This is a genomic window from Paenibacillus radicis (ex Gao et al. 2016), assembly GCF_014641555.1.
Classification (GTDB): Bacteria; Bacillota; Bacilli; order Paenibacillales; family Paenibacillaceae; genus Pristimantibacillus; species Pristimantibacillus radicis.
The window spans coordinates 360,530-383,816 of sequence record NZ_BMHY01000004.1 but is presented as its reverse complement, the minus strand read 5'-3'; the positions used below and the strand labels follow the sequence as shown (position 1 = coordinate 383,816).

At 41.5% G+C, this 23,287-nt stretch carries 25 protein-coding genes and 3 other annotated features; of the genes, 8 read left to right on the top strand and 17 right to left on the bottom strand.

Annotated elements, in window-relative coordinates; all coding sequences use genetic code 11:
• Positions 1–426 precede the first annotated feature (426 nt).
• The 7 genes from IEX98_RS13345 to IEX98_RS13315 form a co-directional block, all read right to left on the bottom strand.
• Positions 427–870, bottom strand: a complete 444-nt coding sequence (locus IEX98_RS13345) for a cell wall hydrolase (protein WP_188889674.1) — start codon at positions 868–870, stop codon at positions 427–429.
• Positions 871–1,128: 258 nt separating this feature from the next.
• Positions 1,129–1,770: an FMN-dependent NADH-azoreductase gene (locus tag IEX98_RS13340; RefSeq protein WP_188889673.1), complete on the bottom strand. Its 642-nt coding sequence runs from the start codon at positions 1,768–1,770 to the stop codon at positions 1,129–1,131.
• Between the two features lie 163 nt (positions 1,771–1,933).
• A complete protein-coding gene (gene map, locus IEX98_RS13335) occupies positions 1,934–2,680 on the bottom strand; it encodes a type I methionyl aminopeptidase (protein ID WP_188889672.1) in 747 nt (248 codons plus the stop codon).
• Positions 2,681–2,755: 75 nt separating this feature from the next.
• The gene (locus tag IEX98_RS13330; protein ID WP_308421784.1) at positions 2,756–2,926 is read right to left on the bottom strand and encodes a PspC domain-containing protein; all 171 of its coding nucleotides are present in this window, start codon (positions 2,924–2,926) and stop codon (positions 2,756–2,758) included.
• A 149-nt stretch (positions 2,927–3,075) separates the two neighbouring features.
• On the bottom strand, positions 3,076–4,257 hold the full coding sequence (locus IEX98_RS13325) for an MFS transporter (RefSeq protein WP_188889671.1): 1,182 nt from the start codon (positions 4,255–4,257) through the stop codon (positions 3,076–3,078).
• 226 nt (positions 4,258–4,483) lie between these two features.
• Positions 4,484–4,774, bottom strand: a complete 291-nt coding sequence (locus IEX98_RS13320) for an ArsR/SmtB family transcription factor (RefSeq protein ID WP_188889670.1) — start codon at positions 4,772–4,774, stop codon at positions 4,484–4,486.
• A gap of 219 nt (positions 4,775–4,993) precedes the next feature.
• A complete protein-coding gene (locus IEX98_RS13315; RefSeq protein ID WP_188889669.1) occupies positions 4,994–5,875 on the bottom strand; it encodes an AraC family transcriptional regulator in 882 nt (293 codons plus the stop codon).
• A 392-nt stretch (positions 5,876–6,267) separates the two neighbouring features.
• On the opposite strand from IEX98_RS13315, the gene IEX98_RS13310 reads away from it, so the two are divergent.
• Entirely contained in the window at positions 6,268–6,885 is a 618-nt protein-coding gene (locus IEX98_RS13310) for a DMT family transporter (protein ID WP_229692165.1), read from the top strand.
• Positions 6,886–6,922: 37 nt separating this feature from the next.
• Here IEX98_RS13310 and IEX98_RS13305 read toward each other — a convergent pair whose 3' ends face one another.
• Positions 6,923–7,291 (bottom strand): MerR family transcriptional regulator, encoded by a 369-nt coding sequence (locus tag IEX98_RS13305; RefSeq protein WP_188889668.1) that lies wholly within the window; start codon positions 7,289–7,291, stop codon positions 6,923–6,925.
• A gap of 103 nt (positions 7,292–7,394) precedes the next feature.
• Between IEX98_RS13305 and IEX98_RS13300 the strand changes: the two genes are divergently transcribed.
• Positions 7,395–8,252 (top strand): patatin-like phospholipase family protein, encoded by an 858-nt coding sequence (locus IEX98_RS13300; protein ID WP_188889667.1) that lies wholly within the window; start codon positions 7,395–7,397, stop codon positions 8,250–8,252.
• A gap of 111 nt (positions 8,253–8,363) precedes the next feature.
• On the opposite strand, the gene IEX98_RS13295 is transcribed toward IEX98_RS13300, so the two are convergent.
• Positions 8,364–9,602 (bottom strand): YbfB/YjiJ family MFS transporter, encoded by a 1,239-nt coding sequence (locus IEX98_RS13295; protein WP_188889666.1) that lies wholly within the window; start codon positions 9,600–9,602, stop codon positions 8,364–8,366.
• 107 nt (positions 9,603–9,709) lie between these two features.
• A complete protein-coding gene (locus tag IEX98_RS13290) occupies positions 9,710–10,795 on the bottom strand; it encodes a polysaccharide deacetylase family protein (RefSeq protein ID WP_188889665.1) in 1,086 nt (361 codons plus the stop codon).
• A gap of 129 nt (positions 10,796–10,924) precedes the next feature.
• Between IEX98_RS13290 and IEX98_RS13285 the strand changes: the two genes are divergently transcribed.
• The 4 genes from IEX98_RS13285 (at position 10,925) to IEX98_RS13270 (ending at position 14,734) form a co-directional block, all read left to right on the top strand.
• On the top strand, positions 10,925–11,803 hold the full coding sequence (locus IEX98_RS13285; protein ID WP_188889664.1) for a LysR family transcriptional regulator: 879 nt from the start codon (positions 10,925–10,927) through the stop codon (positions 11,801–11,803).
• Positions 11,804–11,896: 93 nt separating this feature from the next.
• The gene (locus IEX98_RS13280) at positions 11,897–12,475 is read left to right on the top strand and encodes a TetR/AcrR family transcriptional regulator (RefSeq protein ID WP_188889663.1); all 579 of its coding nucleotides are present in this window, start codon (positions 11,897–11,899) and stop codon (positions 12,473–12,475) included.
• A 112-nt stretch (positions 12,476–12,587) separates the two neighbouring features.
• Positions 12,588–13,352: an SDR family NAD(P)-dependent oxidoreductase gene (locus IEX98_RS13275; protein WP_188889662.1), complete on the top strand. Its 765-nt coding sequence runs from the start codon at positions 12,588–12,590 to the stop codon at positions 13,350–13,352.
• 209 nt (positions 13,353–13,561) lie between these two features.
• Entirely contained in the window at positions 13,562–14,734 is a 1,173-nt protein-coding gene (locus IEX98_RS13270) for an MFS transporter (RefSeq protein ID WP_188889661.1), read from the top strand.
• A 160-nt stretch (positions 14,735–14,894) separates the two neighbouring features.
• Here IEX98_RS13270 and ilvB read toward each other — a convergent pair whose 3' ends face one another.
• Both ilvB and IEX98_RS13260 read right to left on the bottom strand, forming a co-directional pair.
• Entirely contained in the window at positions 14,895–16,607 is a 1,713-nt protein-coding gene (gene ilvB / locus IEX98_RS13265) for a biosynthetic-type acetolactate synthase large subunit (protein WP_188889660.1), read from the bottom strand.
• A gap of 68 nt (positions 16,608–16,675) precedes the next feature.
• Positions 16,676–16,947: a binding site (T-box leader), on the bottom strand.
• Positions 16,948–17,006: 59 nt separating this feature from the next.
• Positions 17,007–17,278: a binding site (T-box leader), on the bottom strand.
• A 59-nt stretch (positions 17,279–17,337) separates the two neighbouring features.
• Positions 17,338–17,608, bottom strand: a binding site (T-box leader).
• Positions 17,609–17,691: 83 nt separating this feature from the next.
• The gene (locus tag IEX98_RS13260) at positions 17,692–18,138 is read right to left on the bottom strand and encodes a MarR family winged helix-turn-helix transcriptional regulator (protein ID WP_188889659.1); all 447 of its coding nucleotides are present in this window, start codon (positions 18,136–18,138) and stop codon (positions 17,692–17,694) included.
• A 129-nt stretch (positions 18,139–18,267) separates the two neighbouring features.
• Between IEX98_RS13260 and IEX98_RS13255 the strand changes: the two genes are divergently transcribed.
• Positions 18,268–18,744, top strand: a complete 477-nt coding sequence (locus IEX98_RS13255) for a GNAT family N-acetyltransferase (protein WP_188889658.1) — start codon at positions 18,268–18,270, stop codon at positions 18,742–18,744.
• Positions 18,745–18,979: 235 nt separating this feature from the next.
• Entirely contained in the window at positions 18,980–19,543 is a 564-nt protein-coding gene (locus tag IEX98_RS13250; RefSeq protein ID WP_188889657.1) for a DUF4269 domain-containing protein, read from the top strand.
• 26 nt (positions 19,544–19,569) lie between these two features.
• Here the strand turns inward: IEX98_RS13250 and IEX98_RS13245 are convergent, their stop codons facing one another.
• The 5 genes from IEX98_RS13245 to IEX98_RS13225 form a co-directional block, all read right to left on the bottom strand.
• Positions 19,570–20,841: a hypothetical protein gene (locus IEX98_RS13245; RefSeq protein WP_188889656.1), complete on the bottom strand. Its 1,272-nt coding sequence runs from the start codon at positions 20,839–20,841 to the stop codon at positions 19,570–19,572.
• The gene (locus IEX98_RS13240; protein WP_188889655.1) at positions 20,841–21,368 is read right to left on the bottom strand and encodes an RNA polymerase sigma factor; all 528 of its coding nucleotides are present in this window, start codon (positions 21,366–21,368) and stop codon (positions 20,841–20,843) included. The genes IEX98_RS13245 and IEX98_RS13240 overlap by 1 nt, the downstream gene beginning before the upstream one ends.
• A gap of 80 nt (positions 21,369–21,448) precedes the next feature.
• Positions 21,449–21,601, bottom strand: a complete 153-nt coding sequence (locus tag IEX98_RS29540; RefSeq protein WP_188889654.1) for a Ger(x)C family spore germination C-terminal domain-containing protein — start codon at positions 21,599–21,601, stop codon at positions 21,449–21,451.
• 229 nt (positions 21,602–21,830) lie between these two features.
• Positions 21,831–22,640, bottom strand: coding sequence for a collagen-like protein (locus IEX98_RS29435; protein ID WP_308421783.1), 810 nt, complete (start codon positions 22,638–22,640; stop codon positions 21,831–21,833).
• A gap of 114 nt (positions 22,641–22,754) precedes the next feature.
• The gene (locus IEX98_RS13225) at positions 22,755–23,243 is read right to left on the bottom strand and encodes an NUDIX hydrolase (protein WP_188889653.1); all 489 of its coding nucleotides are present in this window, start codon (positions 23,241–23,243) and stop codon (positions 22,755–22,757) included.
• Positions 23,244–23,287: the final 44 nt, after the last annotated feature.

The window sequence follows — 23,287 nt, the reverse complement described above, 5'->3', positions numbered from 1 at the left end:
GTTGAAAAAAATCATCTCCTTCTCTCGCTTCAAACTTAAGTCAAAACAAAAAGCCACTGCAAAAAATCAGTGGCTTTAGCGTGCGGTATCACTCTTTAACTTCAGAGTAGATCACACATATAAAGCCCTGAGGACAAACGCATCCTCAGGGCCTATTTCGACATAAGCGAATTAGTTAAAAATACATACCGTGAGGACCTGCTATGTTATTGCTAGTGCTTTGTTTGAAGTTTTTCATTGACCTCACTCCTTCTGATTTACATGTTTTGAATACATGAAAAGTATATAATTCCAAATATCGCCTTGTCAATAACTATCTCTGCTCTCTTAGCCACTACTAGCTGTAATACTGATCCTAGAGTAACGGCAGTATACATAAAATAAAAAAAGCCGCGATTTAAGCGGCTTTTAACATGATAAATTATTTTAATACGTATTATAAATATTATCGCATTCTTCCCCGGTCGGTTCATAAAAGCAATGCTTCTTCCATCGTCCTGCAAGCGGCTGATTATACCAAGTATCCGGACATGGCCCGGGATTATCGAACGAGCCTGGACGGAAATACCAGAGAGAGAATTTAGCTGGCCAATTCCGCTCCCCATCCACGGCCCGTTGTGCTAGACGGCGCTCCCTTTCTCTTGCGCCCTGATAATACAAGCTATGCTGCAACGCTTCGAACGCATGCGGCTGGTTGATCATCTGAGGAATAGTCCGGAGTTCTTTGAAATCGGAGCAATTCCCTCTTATCCGGTTAATGCCAACATTTCCAACAAGGAGCATGCCCATTTCGCCTTCGGTCTCTGCTTCCGCGCGAAGCAACCTTGCTAACATATCAATATCCTGTTTTCTGGCTTTTACGACTGCCATTGGCTCACCTCTTTAGCTTTCTAGACTCATCATATTGTAGGCGAAGCCGATGTGTTACTCTGACATAGCTTCAGTTTCCCGCTTCCCGCTTCTTCATCTAAACTCTGATTTCTTGTTGATTGTAAAAATGATTAATTAAAGCGATGTAAAAGAAAAAGAAGAACCGCTTTGCGGATTTTCCACAAGGCGGTTCTTTTGATTTATCACATCTAACGTATCAGCCGCAGCCAATCTGCGAATCGGCAGCGGCCGATGTGCTTATTTTATCGCAAGTTTTGAAGCTGCTTCTTCAGCCTCTACATATGCTTTCTGTAAAATTTCATCTTTATCGAGCGTAGCTGTTCCTTGAACTCGAATCATGTTGTAATCTTCAATACCAATAAAATTGAACATCGATTTCAAGTACTTATGGGAATATTCAACCTCAGTATACCAGTCATTATTCGTATACACTGCCCCGCTTCCTTGGATGACAAGCAGGCTTCTTCCATCCTTAAGCAGGCCGACCGAACCGGTTTCGGTATACTTAAACGTTTCCCTGGCGATCAGAATATTGTCTATATAATCCTTTAATTTGGATGGAACATTAAAGTTGTGCAAGGGATATGCGATGGCATATTTATTGGCACTTTTGAATTGCTGCAATATCTCATTCATACGCCCGGTTACTGCTTGCTCTTCGCAGGTGAGTTCTTTACCTTCCCGCTGTTTTCCCCATGCGCTTAAAACTGTTTGGTCGATCATCGGTACATCATCATTGTATAAATTAATTTGTTCAATAACCTCGTCACTAGCATGCTGCTCTTTATATCGTCTCAAGAAATCATTTAATACATGCAGACTGTATGAAGAGGCGGATTCCGCTTCGGGGTGTGCATTAATAACCAGTAGTTTACTCATTGAATGGTTCCTCCATTTTGTATATTTAGGTTGTACAGTAATAAGACAATTGAAGGAACAGTTCTGTGACAAATATCAATAAAAATAAGGATTCCGCTCGGCAAGAGCATCTATAGAAAAATAAAAAAAGCCGCAGTTTATGCGGCTTCCTTCGTATAATGCTCTATACAGCAGTCAAGATTATTGGCTGATCCTTTGTAATAATTATTGTATGCTCATGTTGTGCTGCATAGCCGTTGTGTGGTACACGCAAAGTCCATCCATCCGGCTGATCAACGACATACCCTGGGCCAGTAGATAAAAAGGGCTCGATTGTAATGACCTGACCCTCTTTCAATGTCCGCTTATCGTGTTTGTTATATACAGGCAGAATCTCAGTTGGCGCCTCGTGCAGAGCTTTCCCAATACCGTGGCTGCACAGATTCTGAATGATATTGTAGCCGCCTTTTTTAGCCTCGGTTTCAATAATCCTGCCGACTTCATTCAATTTTACTCCATGCTTAAGTGAAGAGATGACTTTCATCATTGTCTGGTGTGTGTAATCACACAGACGCGTTAATGATGGCTCATAAGGTGCTATTGTAAAAGAATGCCCGGCATCCGCATAATAGCCTCCCAATTCTGCAGAAACATCAATGTTGATTAAATCACCCGGTTGAATGATTAGTTTGCCCGGTATGCCGTGGGCAACGTCGTGGTTAACACTAATACAAGTGTAGCCAGGGAAATCATAAGTTAACTTAGGTGCTGACATAGCACCATACTTATTCAAAACCTGCCCGCCTATATCATCCAGTTCCTTTGTCGTTATTCCTGCACGTGTATGTCGTTTCATTTCACTAATCGTCAAGGCAACGATTTTGCCAATTTCCTTCAGTCCATCAATATCCTTCTGTGATCCTATAGTCATAAAAGTCCCTCCAGTATCCTTATCTTAACACAAAACAGACGATTTGATCTTCCAAAATCAGCGACATAGGTCAGATTATAGGCTGATATTCTCATCAAGACTATTCGTCAAAATAATGTAGATGATCAAGGATGCAGGCATTGTCAGTATAAAAATCAATCTAATACTAAATGAAGAAATGCCAAAAAATTCTGCAATACCTCCGCAAACGCCTTGTATCGATTTATCCCGAGAAGACCTTCTCAATTTGTTCTTGTTTAAAGTAATCCACTCCTAATTGAAATTGGTGTTCCTCAATCTATTTTACCATATCGTGGGACTTAACTCGTGGTTGGTGTAAACATAGACAAAAGAGTCGCGATTTATGCGACCCTTTATCCTTTATTATTGCTTCTTTATGATGCAAGCTTCGCCTTCGTCTTGCTTTGATTATGCAAGATGCCGCTTGAGATGAAATAGAACAATGCACCGGCAAAACATAAAGCTGCAAATATGGCGACACCAGCAAAACCGTTAAACGCCGCATAGATCACGCCTGCAATACCCGAACCAATTGTTGTCGCAGCGTACATAATTGAATTGCCTAAGCTTGAGATCGTGCCACGGATCGTCGGGTTTAACGAAGTGAGCAGCCCCATAATTAGCGGATATGCGATACCCATGTTCAAGAATATGAAGAAGTAGACAAAATCGAATGCTGCTACCGAGGGCACGAAAGGCACAATGATAAAACATACGATAGCGATAATAAAGCCCGCAACAAGCGTGTTGAAACGATTGAACTTTTGAATCACATAGGCTCCGCCAAAGCTCCCTACCAAATTACCAATACCTAGAAATAGGATGACGTACCCTACCTGATCAACCGAAAGTTCGAAACGGTCACTCATCCATTTTCCGATAAAAGAAAAAGCAGCCATGAATCCGCTATTAAACAAGAAATGACCCAGGAAAGATCTTCTCGCTATTCTGCTTGCCAATAGCGGAATATATCTTTTAAACAACGTCAGTTGGCTTGTTTGGTCTTGAATCGGTTTCATCGAGGGCATTGCGAAATAGATAAATATTGACACTATTAGTGAAAACACGCCGATTACATAAAAAGGGTAAGACCAATGGGTTGAAGCGAGTAAACCTCCAATTGGTATGCCAAACGCTTGGGCCGAAGCCAAGCCTGCCATTACGATTCCGGATACTTTGGCGTTCTTGGCCGCAGGAAACAACACCGGAATAGAAGCCCAAACTTGAGGTGATGTAAACGCCGCACTGATTCCAGCTAAAAAACGGAATAAAATCATTGACCAAAAACCAGTGGCAAGTCCGCATAAAATAGTGGAGATTGAAAAAGCAATCATGCCATAAAACATAACATTTTTTCGATCCCAACCATCGGAAAGCGGTCCGGCAATTAATGCAAATATGGCATAGCCTAAAGCATAGGCCCCTACCATCCAACCAGCATATTGGGTCGGGATATCAAACAATTCCTGAAGCGTAGGAATTAACGGCGAAATCAAAAATGTATCCGTACCGATAAAAAACATGATGAAGAATAACAATGCCGTTAACTTAGCCAAAATGATTCACCCTTTATAATTCGCTCACTAGTTCAACATATATTGAACTAGTGAGTAAAATTTTTTTGAAAGTATTCGATGTTGGAGCTCTAGAATTTCTTCCGCTTCTCCTTGATTCTTTCCTTTTTACTTCTGTAAACTTACCCAATTTGTATATTTCTATTCTTGCTTTTAATTTCGTAATTCAAAAAGTTTTGAACTAATGAACAAAAAAGAAGATTTCTTTCTACAACGTATCCAGAAATCCGGGTAAGTAAGCTTGAAAAGTATCCATATCGATTTTCATATACCTCGATTGAGCTTCTTTTCGTACCTTGATTAATTTCGCCTCCCTTAAAGTACGCAAATGATACGAAGTATTCGATTTAGAGGTTCCTTGAATGTCCCCCACTTCTCCGCAGTTCATTTCTTTCTTGCTTGCATATAAGTTCCGAATAATTTCTAATCGCGTCTCATCAGCCAATGCCTTAAATATTCTGGCCCTGTGCTCATCATTCAACATTTTTTCAGTAGTCATAAAACCATTGTACTAAGAAATCTATTTAAAGCAAGTCCGATCGAACAAGCTCATTCTATATAATTCGGCATTATAGATCAATGTTATATTTTCTATAGAAGTAATAGATGAAGTGAATCACGAAGATTCAAGTTAAACCGTTCAGGAGCAATCCAGTTTGACATTGAAAAGTACGGAAAAATTAAAATGAAAATATTCCGTTTAAATAATTGTTCATCATCAATCCTTCAAATTCCGATACTCTTTAGGTGTCTTATTATAATGTTTTTTAAATGACTGAATGTAGTGATTAACATGGTTAAAACCTACTTTACTAGCTACTTCGGTTATTGTGTGTGCAGTTGAGTTTAATAACTCAGCACTTTTTTTGAGGCGATACTTAATTAAATAGTCATAAGGAGTCGTATGAAGTGTTTTCTTAAAACTTCGAGTGCACTCAGAAACACTAAGGTGTGCAGCATCGGCTATTTCTTGTAGAGATGGGTTATTCGCATAGTTCTGATGGATATAACTAATCATCAATTGAATTCGTTCTTGCTGCTGTTTGATGTGTTTGGGTGATTCTACGTTATCCATAGAAATATTAGTTATCATGGTCAACCATAACTGTACGGTCAAAATAGAAACCTCGTACTCCCAGCCCCAGTCTCCTTTAACGTTGAACTTATTTTTTAATTTCCAGAGTATCTCCAACATCGTGCTTTGCCAATCTGTTTCAGGTCTTATTACTAGCGATAAAAATAAAGAGTTGGTATAAGGAAATACATACTTATTTTCCATTTGGCTGTCAGAATAAAAAGCAAGTAATTTCTCCGGGAAATTAAAGCTTACATATTCACTATTTTGATCAGCTTGCTTAGATACGTGTAACACTCCCTTATTTATAAAAATTGCTTGTCCAGCTCTTAGCTCATGTGTTACACCATTGACCTGTATAAATATCTTACCTTCAGTTACTAATGTAAACTGGAGTTCTTCATGCCAGTGTAATTCATTAAACCCTCGCCCTTTAGGAGTACAGCTTGAAGAGTTTACGGTATACATAGCATACGGAAAAGAAATATCGGGATACTGATTGATCTCATGTAGTTTGTTAACCAAATATAGTTCTCCCTTTCAAAAAAGACGATATATCTATATTTTATAGAGATATTATTACAGAATTACATTGGTAATGATGATATTATTATATACCGTTAGATCTTTTCAATACTACATGTGGAGGTAAACATGGAACTAAAAAAATCAAATGCGGCAGTCAATCCGTATTTTTTGTTATGTATTAGTATTCTTGCAATTGCCATATCATCTATTATGATTAAATCATCAAATACTCCCCCTTCTGTTGCAGGAATGTATAGGTTATATATAACTGTATTGATCATGCTTCCTTTTGTCTCTTGGAAAAAGCTTAAATTAATACGACTAACTAAGTATGATTGTATTTTTGTTTTATCTGCGGGTTTCTTTCTCGGATTACATTTCCTTTTTGGATGGATTCTTTATCCTATACCTCGGTAGCAAGTTCGATGGTTATTTTGACTTTACAACCTCTATTTGTAATGATTGGATCTTTTTTTATTTTTAAAGAACGAGTAAACAAACTGATGGTATTATGCATGATAACTGCGGTTTTCGGTTCGATTATTATAGCCTGGGGAGATATAGGCGTCTCTAGAGAAGCACTAATCGGAGATACACTTTCCTTATTGGGGACTATTTCTATTTCTGTTTATATGCTAGTGGGACAAAAAGTTAGCCACAAAATACCAGCTAATATATACAGCATTATTGCTTTTTTCATTGGTGGCAGCGTCATGCTGATTTACAGCCTAATGAACCACTTTTCTTTAACAGATTACAGTTCCTCTGACTGGATGTACTTCTTATTACTTGCCTTAATTCCTACTATATTTGGGCATTTTATATTTAATCTGTTATTAAAATCAATCGGTGCAACTACTGTTTCCGTCGGTGTTATCGGTGAACCTGTGCTTGCTATAATCCTTGCATACTTTATCTTAGGAGAAGCTGTAAGTTCTTTTCAAATCCTTGGAGGATTATTTACTATAGCGGGAATGGGGTTTTATTTTTGGGCTAAAACTAAATGAGTGCGGCGCGGCGATGACTGCGAGCCGCAAGGTCTCTTTATCCCTTCTCCTTCAGCAATGCCCGTTTATTGGCTAGCATACGAGAAAGAAGTGCCTGCGCTTGTTCCAATTCCAATTTTCTGGAATCCATTTCTATCATCTTCTCTCGCAACAATTCAATGGACCGGGAAATTTCAAGTTTACTCCCCTTTTTCTCCTCCATAACGGCTTTAATTTCCATAAGCGTAAACCCAACCTTCTGTACACGTTTTATGAATTGCAGATGTTCGACAGCTTCTTCAGTATAATCCCGATAATTATTCTCTCCACGAACAACGTGGCGTATAGTCAGCAAACCTTCCTTCTCATAATAACGAATAGTTGGCGGTGTTAACCCGGTCTTTTGGGCTAGAACATGAATTTTCATCTTAAACTCCTTCGATAATCTTGACCTTAAAGTATACTTTATAGTTTATACTCTAAAGGCCGAACGGAACCATGTCAAACAAACCAAAAGGGGAGGAATCGGAATGAACAGTCAGAATAAGAAATCCACTAACCGAGCCGTCGTCCTAGGCGGCGGCGGTGTAACCGGCATAGCGTGGGAGGTTGGGGTCTTAACGGGATTGCTGGAGTCTGGAGTCGATCTGCATCAAGCGGATACAATCATCGGAACGTCTGCCGGCTCCTTTGTCGGGGCAGCGTTGGCCAGCGGCTATGACATAAACAAACTGTTTGCGAGCCAATTGGAATCTAACCCAAACGAAATACCCGTTTCCGCATCCAAAGAATTGATGGAATGGTGGTACAAGGCTTTCGTCACCGGAGGAAGCGATCCACGAAAAGTCGGAGCAGAATTTGGTCTTATCGCCAAAAACAATCCCCCCTCCGTGTCGCCCGAACAGCGGCGCGCATTAGTTGAGAGCCGGCTTGTGACCAAAGAATGGCCACAACAATTGCAGGTAACCGCCATCGATGCCGATACCGGTCAACTTCATACTTTCGATCATCAGTCTGGAATAGCTCTACCCGATGCTGTGTCGGCAAGTGGATCAGTTCCAGGAATTTGGCCTCTCGTCTCAATAGGCGAGCGCAACTGGACTGACGGAGGCATGGTGTCCTCAACCAATGCGCGGCTGGCGAAAGACTATAAACGGATTATAATTCTCTCCCCAATGCCGAGGGGTTATGGTGCTATTCCGGGAGCTGCAGAAGAGGCGGCTGGCTTGCAAACAAATGCAGAAGTTTATCTTATTATCCCAGATGAACACAGCGTCGCAGCCATCGGCAACAACCCCTACGATCCAACACGCTGCGGCATAACGGCAATCGCTGGTCGGGAGCAGGCCCGCTCCATTGCTGAAGCTGTTCTGGCTATGTGGGGATGACAGAGAGCAGATAATAGCCCTCCCCGAGAGTAACGAGGATTGTAAACTTTATCATCATTGAGACAAGAGGAGAGCGATTCTGCTGCCCTCAGTTTATCACTATTTATCTTCTCAACTACTGATAGGCAAATCACGAACCTCAAGCTTTCGTTGCTGTAATCCATACAAGCCCGCCAACAGCGCGGCAATCGCCATAAAGATTGCACTGGATGCCACACCGAATTGCAAGCCATGCCGTTCGACCACTATACCACCAATGATGGGGCCGATAATCTGTCCAGAGGCAAAAAAGGCAGTGGCTATGCTTAGACATACCGCATACAAGTGATCAGGGATATCTCGTCGAAGAAGTGCTGTCGTCATCAGCGGAGGGGTAATAAAGGAAACCAGCCCAATCAAAGAGGCACCGAGCACTGTGAATAACAAATTATTAGTGGTTATTCCAAACACTCCGATCGTCCCCAATGTTAATCCCAACGCAAGTGTATACCCGCTTGGCCATCGATCAATGGCTTTGCCACCAATCCATCCGTTAAACAAACCTGCAAATCCGATTCCGGACCATATTAACCCGGTATAGAGTGATGGAGTGCCTTTGCTCACCAGATAAGGAATCAAAAACGTGAAATAGACGATATATCCCGCCCCGAAGAAGAAATAAGAAGTGATTAAGAATAAGAACCTCTTCGGGTTCAGCAGAAGACGATATACATTTTCGCTTTCTCTATCCCGCAGCTTTGATTCGGTCTGCGAGGGTATTGTTACGACTCCTCTTTTTCTGGTGGCGAAGTCGAAACCGATCGCAGCAATTACCCCGAACACACCCATGGTCACCCAAGCATACCGCCACCCCTGCAAGTGTAAAGGATCTATTGTAAAAGGGGCGAATAAACCCGTGACTAGAATACCGGCAGATCCGCCCAACCATATAAGACCCGATGCCACTCCTCTTTCAGCCGGTCGGACGGCATCCATAGCAATGGACAGCACTAACACTGTAGCGATAGCTGATAACAATCCAATGATGAATCGCCAAAGCCCAAGCTGGGTAAAATCATCACTTAATGCCGAGCCGATCAAAGTCAATCCGAGCAATAAACACGTCATCCGATTAATGACCTGTTTGCGGTCAGTAAACCGCGAGATCAATGGGGAAAGACATAATGTCCCGACCAAGTATCCGATAAAGTTAACTGTGCCCAGTATACCTAACTGTCCGTAGCTCCCCCCGAGCACCCTCTGTATTCCAGGTAAGAACATGCCGTAGGAGAGCCGCGAAAAACCAAGTATCACGACAAATAATAACGATGCCCATAGCGTAACCCAATTAAAAGCGGATTTTGTACCCATTCCTCCATCTTCCCCCAAAACAAAAGAAGGTTTCTTTTATATAGCTCACTAGTCATTTACGACGACTCTCTGTTTAACTGCACTGGATATATCTTGGGGCTTTGTTGCTATCCTTCTTGCAAAACAATCTCTGCTTCGATACCCATCTGTTCACACAGTTTGTGTATACGACGCATATCAAGTGTGCTTGTGATCCAATCGCAGCCCAAGATTGATGCCTCGTGTGCCGCCCATTGCAAGATAGATGTCAAAGCATCCGCATGAGCTTCTTTTGTAGCGAAGTCCTCCAGTACCAGCACGCTGCCGCGGACGGAAGCAAATACGTATGCCCAGTGCTGGCCGGCAAAGCTTCTAGCGACAAATCTCGTATCGCCTTCCGACTGGAGCTGCAAGGATAGTGCTTCCAGCCATTTGCTATAAGCGCCAGACCCTGTTGGAGCTTGCGGGTTCCCCCATTCAAGCGAATCAGCTGCGAGCTTCCGCAATTCATCTTTCCCCGCTACTTCCTTCCACTCCTCACTATGGAATGAACCATAGAGAGTTGGTTTGTAGCGTACTTGCCAGCTGCGTTCGCCAGTTGAGATTCCATTCGCAAGAAGCAGTTCGGTTACGGGTACCACGGCAAGACCTTTGGCGAGTGTATGGTGTAAAAGCGATTTAACAGCTTGTGGCGTCTCTTTGGCAATTTCATTGGCATGAAACATAAAAATCGATCCGTTGACCAACTTAGGCATAACCCGCTCTACAAGCTGTGCGCTTGGCGGTCCCGACCAGTCGACGGTATCCTCCCCTTCTATCAGCAAATAGTTCCATTCCCGGAGCCATTCCAGATTCTCCTCCCGATAAGAAGCGTAAGGAAAACGCATGAAGGTTGGAGCTGGTCTTCCCGTTGCTTCTTGATAAGCGAGCTCAGCCAGCTTGAGTTCTTCGAAGAATACGGCCTTAGTCACATCTGCCATTCTGCGGTGATGGTAGGTATGCGTTGTGAGCTCATGGCCCCTCGCTAGCATTTCTCTTGCTTTCGCCGGGTGCCTATCGAACCACTCACCCGTTAAAAAAAACGTCCCGCTCGCGCCTCCCTGCTCCAAGGCATCCAGCCATGCGTCAATAGGAATTCGCATCGGACCGTCATCGAACGTAAAGGCACAGTGAGAAACCGCTGGATTGCCGCGAGTAATTACCGATTTGACCATTGTATATCCCCCTTCTGTGGTATCCTTCCACCCGGGTACCGTTGACCCTATTGTAAAATCCCTATAATGTTTTGTAAAATTGAATAATATGAATGAATCATTCGAAAATATTAAACAAAGGTGATGACTATGGATCTTCGAGTTTTAAAAACCTTCGAAGCTTGTGCGCGTCTAGAACATTTCCTTAAAGCAGCCGAAGAGCTCCAATATGCTCCTTCTACGGTAACCCTTCAGATTCAGCGTCTCGAAGCTGATCTGGGTGTTTCATTATTTGTGCGGGACGGAAAACGCGTGATTGTAACAGAAGCGGGACGATGGCTCTACCACGAGGCCTCGACTTTATTAAGGGCGGTCGGTGCCATTAGGCTGACCGTATCAGATATTGCTTCGGGAGATAAGGGCTCCATACGTTTTGCCGCTATCGAGCCAGTAGCAAGCCAGCAGCTCGCGACCGTTGTTGCTAACTTTTGCAAGGATCGACCGAAAGTCAAATTAACCATGGAAGTAAGCGGCAGCAGATCGATCGCGGAAAGGGTTCAGGCCGGCGAACTGGAATTCGGCATTTGCTCGGCTCCACCATCGAAGCTCATGTTGGAGTTTGAGCCGCTGATTGAGGAAAGATTAGGGGTCATGTTAAATATAAATCACTCATTAGCCGATCGAGATAGCATCACGGCGAGCGACTTAGAGGGACTTACCCTTTTAGTCAAAGAACCTACTTGTATCTATCGCGAGCTTTGGGAAACGGCGATTTCCCCAACTGGACAAAGCCTGTTCTCCTATATGGAGGTTGGAAGTTTCTTCGCTATTCAACAGATGATTAAGGCTGAGTTTGGCATCGGGATTGTTCCGATATACAGCGGTCTGGAACAGGAAGACTCTTTGGTCATAAGACCTATAGCTGATTTAAATCCTGTCGTCACGATAGGCATCGCCTATAAAAACCAAAACTTCTTAGGCAAGGCTGCATTATTGTTAATGGAAGCAATTAGAGGCATCCGTGAATAATTCACTGGCGGGACCAATAATAGCCAATCACAAAAAATTATTCTTTACTGATCGTTCCCATAATGGTATGCTTTCTTCGGGAGGTGAACTTCAATGGCAAGAAGCAAAGAATACGATGAGAATGAGGTTCTTCTTAAGGCTATGCAACTTTTCTGGGAACAAGGCTATGAAAGAACGTCAATGTCAGAACTTGTTGAGTTTATGGGAATACACAGAAGAAGCTTGTATGAGACCTTTACGGATAAACATACCTTATTTCTCAAATCTTTAGATCGGTACGGAGAACTAATGGATTTTAGACTTCAACAAGGAATCATACAAGCTGAAACAGCTGCAGAAGCCTTACATTTCATTTTCAAGTATACAATCGATGAAAACAATAATTACCCCCTGGGTTGTTTGTTTGTAAATGCTGCTGTCGAACTCGCGGTCCGTGATGCTGATGCGGATATGAAAGCAACTGAAGGATTCGCAAGAGAGGAACAATTGCTCGAGGAGATTATTGACTGGGGGAAGCAGAATCAAGAATTTTCGCACGATTTCGTCTCTAGTGATCTCGCGGAGTCAATGCATAATACGCTATTAGGGCTACGTGTAATGGCACGTACATCGATAAGTAAAGAAAAGCTGTATAGAATTGCTGACTCATCCATGAAAATGTTAGAAGGTTAGTTATTATTTTTTTTACCAAAAAGAGAATGATCATTCCCGTATGAACTGCATCTCTCGCAGCAAAAAAGATTCACCCCCCCATAAAATGTATTTACAAAGGAGAGCTTTTGCTATGACAACAACATCGGATTTAACAGGCAAAGTGGCATTCGTAACGGGCGGAACTCGCGGTATTGGACTAGAAACCGTTCGAAGCCTCGCTAAATTGGGAGCCACGGTAATTATTGGCGCACGCGACCCACAAAAGGGTAATGAGATCGCCCAGCAATTTAAACAAGACGGGTTTAATGTCGAAAGTATTAAAATCGATGTCAATGTGCATCAAGACAATGTGGCGGCTTATCAATACTTGGACGAGAACTATGGAAAGCTGGATATCCTAATTAACAATGCAGGAGTTCTACTGGATCAGGAAAATGTGTCCATCGAAGTCGTTAATCGCACGAGTACTCTCTCCTCTGCCATTTTGCGCGACACATTTGATGCAAATTTCTTTGCACAAATTGATTTGACACAGATCCTTCTGCCGCTAATCCGTAAATCAGATGCCGGCCGTATCGTTAACCTTTCCAGTATCCTAGGTTCGCTCTCTCTACATGCAGACCCTGCTTCTCCTATTTATGGTATGAAAACATTTGCATACAATGCATCCAAAGCGGCACTTAATGCCTTTACTATTCATTTAGCAGCAGAGCTTCGTGATACGACAATCAAAGTGAATTCCATTCATCCTGGCTGGGTTCGCACTCGTCTTGGCGGAGGCGCTGCTGATATCGATGAAGTGGAAGGCAGTCGCACAAGCATCTTAGCTGCAACACTCCCCGAGGATGGCCCTACCGGATCTTTCTTCTTCGAGGAAAATGCACTGCCATGGTAATCCATACAGTTTATTAAGCAGCAGATTTTTTTTTTGAGATTAGGAGAATGATCGTTCTCGTTTTCTCGATAACTACTCATAATCTTTCTTTATTACAAAGGAGAGATTATGAGTATTATTGGATCTCTTTATAAATTTTCTAAGGAGATCCAAGTCTTTATATACAGTCCATCTGCCTCTGTAAAAATTAAGCAAAGGAAGTTAACTCTATGACAACTACAACCCAGACAAAACGAAATCCATGGCTTTCAGTTATTGCTATTGCAATTGGAGCATTAGCACTTGTTATTACGGAGTTTTTACCTGTCGGAATATTGCCTGATATTGCCCGGGACTTTGGCATACTGGAAGGTACAGCCGGGCTGGCAATTACCTTTACCGCTCTTTTAGGTGCCTTTGCTGCACCATTTACAACAATCGTTATCAAACAATTAGACCGACGAATTGTGCTGTTATCTTTAACACTCATGCTTATTATATCCAGTATACTCTCATTTTTATCACCGAATTTTATAGTATTCATTATTGCTCGGATCATCCTTGGTCTAGGAGTAGGAGGGTTCTGGGCAATAGCTGTAGCAACTGCTGCCAAGTTAGTGCCTAGTGATAAGGTTGCACGCGCCTCTTCCATCGTACTAGGCGGCATTTCACTCGGAACTGTTATAAGTGTACCTGCTGGATCATTTATTGCTGCTCATTTGAATTGGGAGGCTTCTTTTGTAGCAGCCAGTGTGTTCGCAATCATAGTATTTATTTTGCAGCTCTTCCTTCTTCCTAGAATCCCAATGGAACTAGGGGTTAAAGTAAAAGATTACTTGGAGTTATTCAGATCCAAAAAAATAAGATTGATCCTGTCCGTTGTTATTTTTATCGTCGCTGCTCAATATTCTGCATTTACGTATATTACACCATTTTTGCAACAAGTGACGGGAATTGGCCCTAACCTATTGAGCACTTTACTTCTCGTTTATGGGATTGTCGTTATCTTTGGTAATTTTATAGGTGAATATATTGCTAAGCTCGGACTGCCTCAAATGAATGGAATTACAGCGACAATTTATTTCGTTTCCTTTGTTGTGATTGCAGTTATAGGAGAAAATTTGACAGCTACAACGATTGTATTCATTTTATGGGCACTGGCTTGGGGAATGGCTCCTTTGGGCTCGCAATTATGGATATTTTCATCTGCTAAAAATGCAGAGGCAGCCCAAGCAATTTTCACCGGGATCTTTCAATTATCGATCAGCGCAGGTTCTTTGGTCGGTGGTATAGCAGTCAATGCGATTAACCTGACTAGTTCTATGTGGCTGGGCGCGATATTAGTTGCCTTGGCACTGATAATGGTTATTGTATCTATGAACAAAAAACAAAACACTGCTTAAACTTATGAGTCAATAAATATAAAATGAACATGAAGTTCAGAAATCGAAAGAGGACATCATGATTATCGTATGATTGATGTCCCTGTTATCTTGTAACCTTTCATTGCGGATCAGCCAGTATCCTAGACCAGAATGACCGAACAACTTATAGATTTCCTAGTCAATCAAAGTCCCCCAGTATCATCTGATCTAAGGTCGTCCCGCCGAGAACCATTGGATATACATTCTCTTCTGTTGGCACTACAAACTCCACAAGCACAGGACCAGGTGTCTTCAAAGCCTCTTGCCAGATGCCGTACGCCTCTGCTTTATTGCTTGCTCTTAATCCCTTCACTCCGTAAGCTTCAGCTAGTTTTACGAAATCGGGACTGCCAGCAAGACTAATCTGACTATAACGACTCTCGTATGAGAGCTCCTGCTGTTGTCTGACCATACCCAACACTTGATTGTTGATTACAACAATTTTGACAGGAATATTATGAATGGCACATATCGCCATCTCTTGTGCGCACATCTGCATCCCTCCATCCCCGTTTATCGAAACCACCAGACGATCCGGGTTTCCGATCTGAGCACCTATAGCAGCGGGAAAACCAAATCCCATTGTTCCGGAACCCCCGGAGGTTACCAATGAACGGGAATAATTAAATTTGTAAAATTGTGCAGTCCACATCTGGTGCTGGCCTACGTCAGTGGTAATAATCGCATTCCCTTTCGTCGTCTCATGAATCATCTCAAGAATAAATTGCGGCTTGATTTCGGTATCGGAATCTTTATAGCGTAATGGATAATTGGACTTATTCTCCTGCATTTTATTGATCCAGCTGCTTGATTTGGAGGGCTTAGCCTTCGTATTCGCATATTCTAGGACCGCTTTTATATCGCCGACACAAGCAAAATCCGTTTTGATGTTCTTGCCAATTTCAGCCGGATCAATATCGATGTGAGCAATCCATTTAGCATGTGGCGCAAAACCGTCAAGTTTCATCGTAACTCGATCATCAAACCGTGACCCAATGGAAAGGATGAGATCAGCGTTTTGAATAGCCGTATTCGCCGCATACGTACCATGGTGACCTGGCATTCCTAACCACAAATCGTGACCGCTTGGGAATCCGCCCAAACCGAGCAATGTGGTTGCCACCGGGATTCGCGTTTTATTAACGAATTCCAGCAGTTGAGGTGCTGCATCGGAATAAATTACCCCGGCTCCGGCTATAATAACCGGCTTATCCGACTCCGCAATAGCCTGCAGCAGCTTATCTATCTCCATTGGATCAGCACTAGGAGCTGCGTTATAACCCCGTATAGAAAGTTGGTTTGATGGTTCATAAAGCATTTTGTGATTAGACACGTCTTTAGGAATATCAATTAATACCGGGCCTTTTCTTCCCGTATTCGCAATATGAAAGGCTTCATGAACGATGCGCGGCAGATCATGTACATCACGTACAGAGTAGTTGTGTTTGGTAATAGGCATTGTCATGCTGACAATATCCGCTTCTTGAAATGCATCTGTGCCCATGACTGTTGTTGATACGTTACCCGTAATAATTACAAGCGGCACAGAATCCATATAGGCAGTCGCAATTCCTGTCACTAAGTTAGTCGCCCCTGGTCCGGAAGTGGCGATGCATACGCCTACTTTCCCTGTTGATCGAGCGTAGCCGTCCGCCGCATGGATAGCACCTTGCTCGTGCCGGGTCAAGATATGTTTGAAGTCTGGATTATCAACCATGGCATCATAGATATATAGAACATTTCCCCCTGGATACCCAAATACACAATCAGTACCTTCCATAAGCAAGCAACGTAAAAGGACCTCCGATCCTGTTAACAGCATTTCGTTCGTCGGCTTAGATACTTGTTCCATATTTAAATTCCTCCTTAAATATAAATAACCCCTCTCATCCTCAAGCGACAGTATACAGCTGTCATGCCTGAAGGGACGAAAGGGGAACATTTCGTGGTACCACCCTGATTTGCCGGAAATCTTGCGATTCCAGCCTCATGAGGTAAGGTTTCCCTTACCTGCAGCACGCTAACGTGTGCTACTCCGTTTGAGTCTACTCATTCGAACCATAGTTCTGATTCGACTTTCGATCAAAAGCTCCGAGACGACTGCGTAAAAAGGATTATGGCAAAGGTTTCAGCGGTTCCTTTGCTCTCTGGACATAAGAGCCTTCGTACTTTTTTCTCTTCAACGCTTTTTAGGTTTATAAAAACAAATAGCCCCTCTCATCCTCAGACGACAGTATACTACTGTCATACCTGAAGGGACGAAAGGGGAACATTTCGTGGTACCACCCTGATTTGCCGGAAATCTTGCGATTCCAGCCTTATGAGGCAAAGTTGCCCTTGCCTGCAGCACGGTAACGTGTGCCATTCCGTTTGAGCCTACTCATTCGAACCATAGTTCCAATTCGACTTTCGATCAAAAGCTCCGAGACGACTGCGTAAAAAGGGTTATGGCAAAGGTTTCAGCAGTTCCTTTGCTCTCTGGACTTAAGAGCCTTCGTACTTTTTTCTCTTCATCGCTTTTTAAGTTTATAAAAACAAATAACCCCTCTCATCCTCAAGCGACAGTATACAGCTGTCATACCTGAAGGGACGAAAGGGGAACATTTTCGTGGTACCACCCTGATTTGCAGGAAATCTTGCGACTCCAGCCTCATGAGGTAAGGTTTCCCTTACCTGCAGCACGGTAACGTGTGCCATTCCGTTTGAGCCTACTCATCGATCCCAATCCCGATTCGACTTTCGATCAAATGCTCCGAGATGACTTCATACTAAGGGTTATGGCAAAGGTTTCAGCAGTTCCTTTGCTCTCTGAACATAAGAGCCTTTGTACTTTTTTCTCTTCAACGCAAATTATATTAGTGACAAGAATAGCACAGAACCTGCGCGTTTTCAAATGTTTTATCGAACAGTTTGGCCGCAATCATTCCGCATTGCTATTATTGGACTGGAGCCCCTCCCGTTTTCGATAGTTTTTGTTTGATTTTCATCATTGAACTCACAATTTCATTAATCTCTTCATCATTAAGTCCATTAAATAATTGATTAATTTGTATATCCGATTGAATATGAATGTTATCTAATATCGCCTTCCCTTTCTTTGTTAACAAGAGAAAGTTTTTTCTGCTATCTGTTGTTGAACTTTTTTTCTCAATTAGTTGTTCTCTCTCTAACTTACGAATGATACGGCTCATGTAGCTTTTATCAATGCTAAGCTCTTGTACGAGGTGATTTGCAATACATTCCGTCCTCTCACTTATCTCAAATAGTATTCGCACTTCAGTTAATGAGTAACTTGTACCTAGAATTTGATTATTAAATAAACCAAGTACCTTTGTATAAAAGCGGTTAAATTCTCTAATATCACAAATGATTTTTTTATCCATACATTCTCCCTTAGTTGACTCAGTCCACAATTACCTTTAACATAACTGTATCTTCTAAAAGTGGACGAAGTCAACATTTATAATCTAATGCAACGAATTGTATGAAGGTTTAATTAAAGGAGATCCTATATGAATATTCGGGAAATTAAAAATGAAGACAGTACTGCTATCAAAAAAATAATACAAGATTCATTAGAATCACTTGGCTTAGCAATTCCAGGGACAGCTTACTTTGACCCTCAACTGGACGATCTTCACGGCTATTATAATAGCTTGGCGAATGCAAACTACTGGGTAGCAGAAATCGATAATAAAGTCGTTGGTGGTATCGGTATCGCACCGTTCAATGAACAAGACAACGTTTGCGAATTGCAAAAGCTTTACTTAAGTCCAGAAGCACAAGGTTTAGGTATTGCAAGAAAACTCATGGAAACCGCTTTGTTATTCGCTTCAAAATATTATGATAAATGCTATTTAGAAACACAGCATGAATTAAAAGCGGCATGTAGCTTGTATGAAAAATTTGGATTTACACTTCTGCCTGAAGCACTTCCAGGTTCTGAGCATTCTGCTATGGATGCCTGGTATATTAAAAGCTTGAAATAATTATAAAGTCAAATACGAAGCATCCCGCAAGCGGATCGTTTCTAAACAACTAAAGACATATAATGCGTTTAATGGGAAGGCTGATTCAAACGGCAAGTAGACTCTATCGGCCTGTAGTTGATTACGAAAGATAAATTAAGTAAAAAAGTGAATTCAAATTCTAATAACACGCTGATACAATCCTATATTCCTTTTGAATATGAAGTATTTAATTCTACCCATAAGGAGCTTTTTAGTGAATATTAATTGGAAAGATATACAATACCTCGCTCGGGGGACAGAGAGACAAAGAAATGCTTTTGTTTGCTTATCAAGTCTGAACATATTTGACACTCTATCTTCTTATACTCCATTATTGGTGGGCACTATCCCAATTGATATAGATATTGAGGAAAGCGATTTAGATATTATTTGTGAAGTGCACAGTTTCACTCCATTCATTCAAGAACTGAAAATGCTATATGGGAAATATAATCATTTTGAGATACATCAATCAATAATACAAAATCAAAAAATAATTGTGTGCAATTTCAATTATGAAGGCTTTAATATTGAAATTTTCGGACAAGGTATTCCTGTTCTCCAGCAAAATGGATTCTTACATATGATGATTGAATATCGACTATTGGTGTTAGCAGGAAGAGATGCACATGATAGCATTCGTCAACTAAAAAGACTCGGTTTAAAAACCGAGCCCGCCTTTGGTGAATACTTCAATATTGATGAAGATCCTTATACTGAATTACTGATGATCGGAGAACTTTCTGATGCAGAACTCAAGGAGAAGTTTAATTTATAGAGAACGTAGTCCTATATTCTCACCATCTAAGGCAGCTTGATTTTTCCGGCTAATTCAATTAGATATTCAACATTTTGTATTCCTGGGGAAGCAACTACATAGAAATGAGTATCTGTTATTAAATGAAGGAGTTTACGATCAGGAGAATCTTCTATGACTGCAGAATGACCGTTAATCTCGATAACTCTAACATCGTCTGGATTATACCAAGATTTCGTATCTTCTACTGCGGCTTCTTCATTCTTTAATATGTTTAGAGATTGTGAAAATATCACTTCATGTTTATCATCACTAAGTTGATATATTGCCACTATATCAGTTCCCTGACTAGACTGTTGTGCATATGCACGTTCAAGTTTTACAATTTGAAAATTACTCGATAAAGAAGTATTGGAATGCTCTACAGGTGCATCCGCTAGATCTAAAGGTATATTTATAGGCTCGTTAACCAAAGATAGGTCGATTCTTTTTAGGGAAGGTACTGGGTTCGAAGTGTCATCCTCTTTTTTGAGCTGTTCCAATACACTAAAGCAGTCCTCGATTGTTCCATTAGTTGTAGAGACTGTGAAAAAGTGATTTTGGGTAATTAAATGAGCAACTGCTCTTTCTTCCCCGTCTACATAAATAACTACATGACCATTTATTTTGGTTTGTTCCTTTTCTTCTAGTGGGTAAGAATTTAATAAAGATTGAATCGTTTCCTCTTCATTCATAGTTGCTGGCGCCTGGACTATCCTAAAATTTACACCACTTGTGGTGAAAAAAGACGTTCTCAGAATAAAACCCACATTTTCCATATTCTCAGCAGAGATAGTTGGTTCAATAATTGTTTCTGACTCTTTCTCGGATGAACTTGGAATCTTAATTAATCTTGGTATAAAAATTTCATTGTCTGGAACTTCAGATAAGTCGATCGGACCTAATGGCTGTTCACCTTGATTAATAGTTTGAAAAGGCAATTCTTCTATTGTATCTGCTAGTCCGCCTCGTGTTTCATGCATACTATTCTGAGGTTCTTGTTCAGAATTCGTCACCGTGGAACTTAAGTTTTGCTCATCAAATTCGTTGTTAATTAAATGAAAAATATCTGTTCCGCTAGATGTGAAAAGAATGGCCATAACTAGGAATAGAGATGCTAGACTTGCGAATATCACTCGGCGCCTTCTATTCTTCTTGCGCAAGCTTTCTGCCTGTGTAGTACGCAGCCTAATTTTTTGCATGAAGTCATTATCGAATCTCTTTTCTTTTACAATATCGGTCTGTAAAGCTTTATACCAATCAGGATCTGAATGTTCCATTACAAAACCTCCCCTAATCGTATATTCATTTTCTTTCGGGCTTCGAACAATCGTGATCTTACTGTTCCTTGTGGAATATCTAATATTTGAGCAATCTCAGAGATAGAGAGTTGATATTTTGCGTGTAAAATAATAGTTTCTCTCAATTTCACAGGCAACTTAAATACCTGCTTCCAAACATCGTTTGTTGCTTCTTTTTCGAAATAGGATTGTTCTGCTGATATGCTGTTTTCGGTTATTACTACTTTCCCGACTAGAAATACTTTTCGGATAAAGGCTGCCTTTCGATAGTTATAACTGATGTTTCGCGTTATTTTTAGCAGCCACGTCTTTATAGAGGACTCGTTTCGGAACGAGGTTACATGACTAAACACCTGCAGGAATACATCCTGCGTAATATCATCGGCCATGCTATGATTTTTGACGATTGAATAAGCAAAACTCCAAACCTCTTGCCCATAATCTCTCATAAGCTTTTCGAATGAAAGGGCATCTAAATTTGCCAAATATCTAAGGGAACTTTCCATCAATTCTCATCACCTCTATATATAGACAATTGACAGCTGCGTTTTGTTCGATAAATTTTTCATTATTTGACCAGTTTAATTTAGTAACCCGTGGTTTTAATTTTGACTTGAATATGAGGCTTGATGATAATTTTAGAATATTCATCATTCCAGTCCAGTGTCTTCCATATCTGTTGATGCAAGGCCTTCAATTGAAGACCAATCCCAAGTCCATCACAATTAGCTTTCTGCAACTATCCGCAGTTATTTGATCCTTTATTGTAATTTTTACTTTATGCTTTGCGCGTTTATATGAAAACGTCAAATAGCTTTAATTTGCTCCAGATACTTTAGTTTCACGGAATATCCCTCCTTCCCATTATATATTACCCAGTTATTTCATCAAAAAATGTAAATTACCTACAATATTGAATATACAAAAAGAGCTGCTGATCTAAGATCAACAGCTTTCGTTTTAAATAGTTACCCTATTTTTATAATGACAATTGAAGCATTAATAATGGGATTACCATCTATCGTTGTATCTAATATTACACCGCCGCCAGTATCATCAAAGCGGTTTAGTGTTAATTCTGAACCGGCAGTTAAAGCAGCAATAACCTGACCAGTGTAAGGATTTGTAACAGCCGGGCTGCCATAATTGCTTCCTGGTACCAATACAGAATCAGCAAATAACGCAAAAACGCTGATTCCGGGTTCTCCCGGCGGAAGAGGTGCAATCTCCCATACGATACTGTAGATTCCGCTCTCCAGTATATTAATAGTAGAAGGACCAGTGAAAGACAATGCGGTGCCATTAACAAGCTGGTTATTAAACGCAGCAGCCTCGCCTTCTCCTCCTCCTGGAGGTCCGGATGACAGGTTTTGCTCAAGTGTACTGCTAACGAATAAAGAGGAAGGCGTAAATGGAGGCCCCGCAGGACCGGTCGCGCCTGTAAGTCCAGTCATCCCTTGCGGACCAACAGGTCCTGCTGGTCCTGTTGCACCCGGGCCGGTAGGTCCAGTTGGACCGGTCTCACCGGTCTCACCAGTTTGACCAGTCTGACCTGTTTGGCCTGTTTGGCCTGTAGTCCCTGTTAAACCAGTCGTTCCCGTCAGGCCTGTTTGGCCTTGTTCCCCTTGCAGTCCTTGTTGACCTAGAAGTCCTTGTGTTCCGGCAGGGCCTTGTGACCCACGGGTTCCTTTTATAATCTTCTTAACGATTATTTTACGGCAACCTTTTCTTCTGCGCTTTTTACTTAACCGTTTTCGATGCTTTTTGAGACAACCCAATAACAGCACCTCCAAATGTGATACATTACCATATGAAGGTAGTCGGAAAGATTGTGGACTTGTAACTAGTGTGTCTAAATTAGACTCAAGTTTTCACAATTGGTCTGCTTTTGTCTAAACATGCCTTTGAAGCTTAATATCACATGCTGACGTAGTCGCAGTGGCGTATTCGATATAATGGACAGAGCCAGTAAAGCTCAAATAAGCTTCATAACGCATACGGATTGCAGGTAAAGTAATTAAATCTAGCACTTTTTCTTTTGGTACCCACCTGCACTCGCTCGTTTCATCCGAAATAGCTAACTCTCCGCCCACAGCTTTGCACGCAAAATCAAACATGACCTTCGTAGGGACATCTGTTACACCATCGTACCATTTATGAATCGCTGTATTGGAAACCACACTAATTAAATGACTGACAGTGGCGTCGATGCCGCTTTCCTCTTTGATTTCACGGATCACACCGTCAATCAGATTTTCACCAACTTCAGTTATTCCACCAGGATAAACCCAGCCATCGTCATGGGCTTTTACTAATAGGATATGTCCATGCTCATCTTCAACAATTCCGCCTGCCGATACAATATGTGTTGGGAATGCCATTTCAGAACCTCCTAATAATGAAGATTAATTTATACAATTGTTCT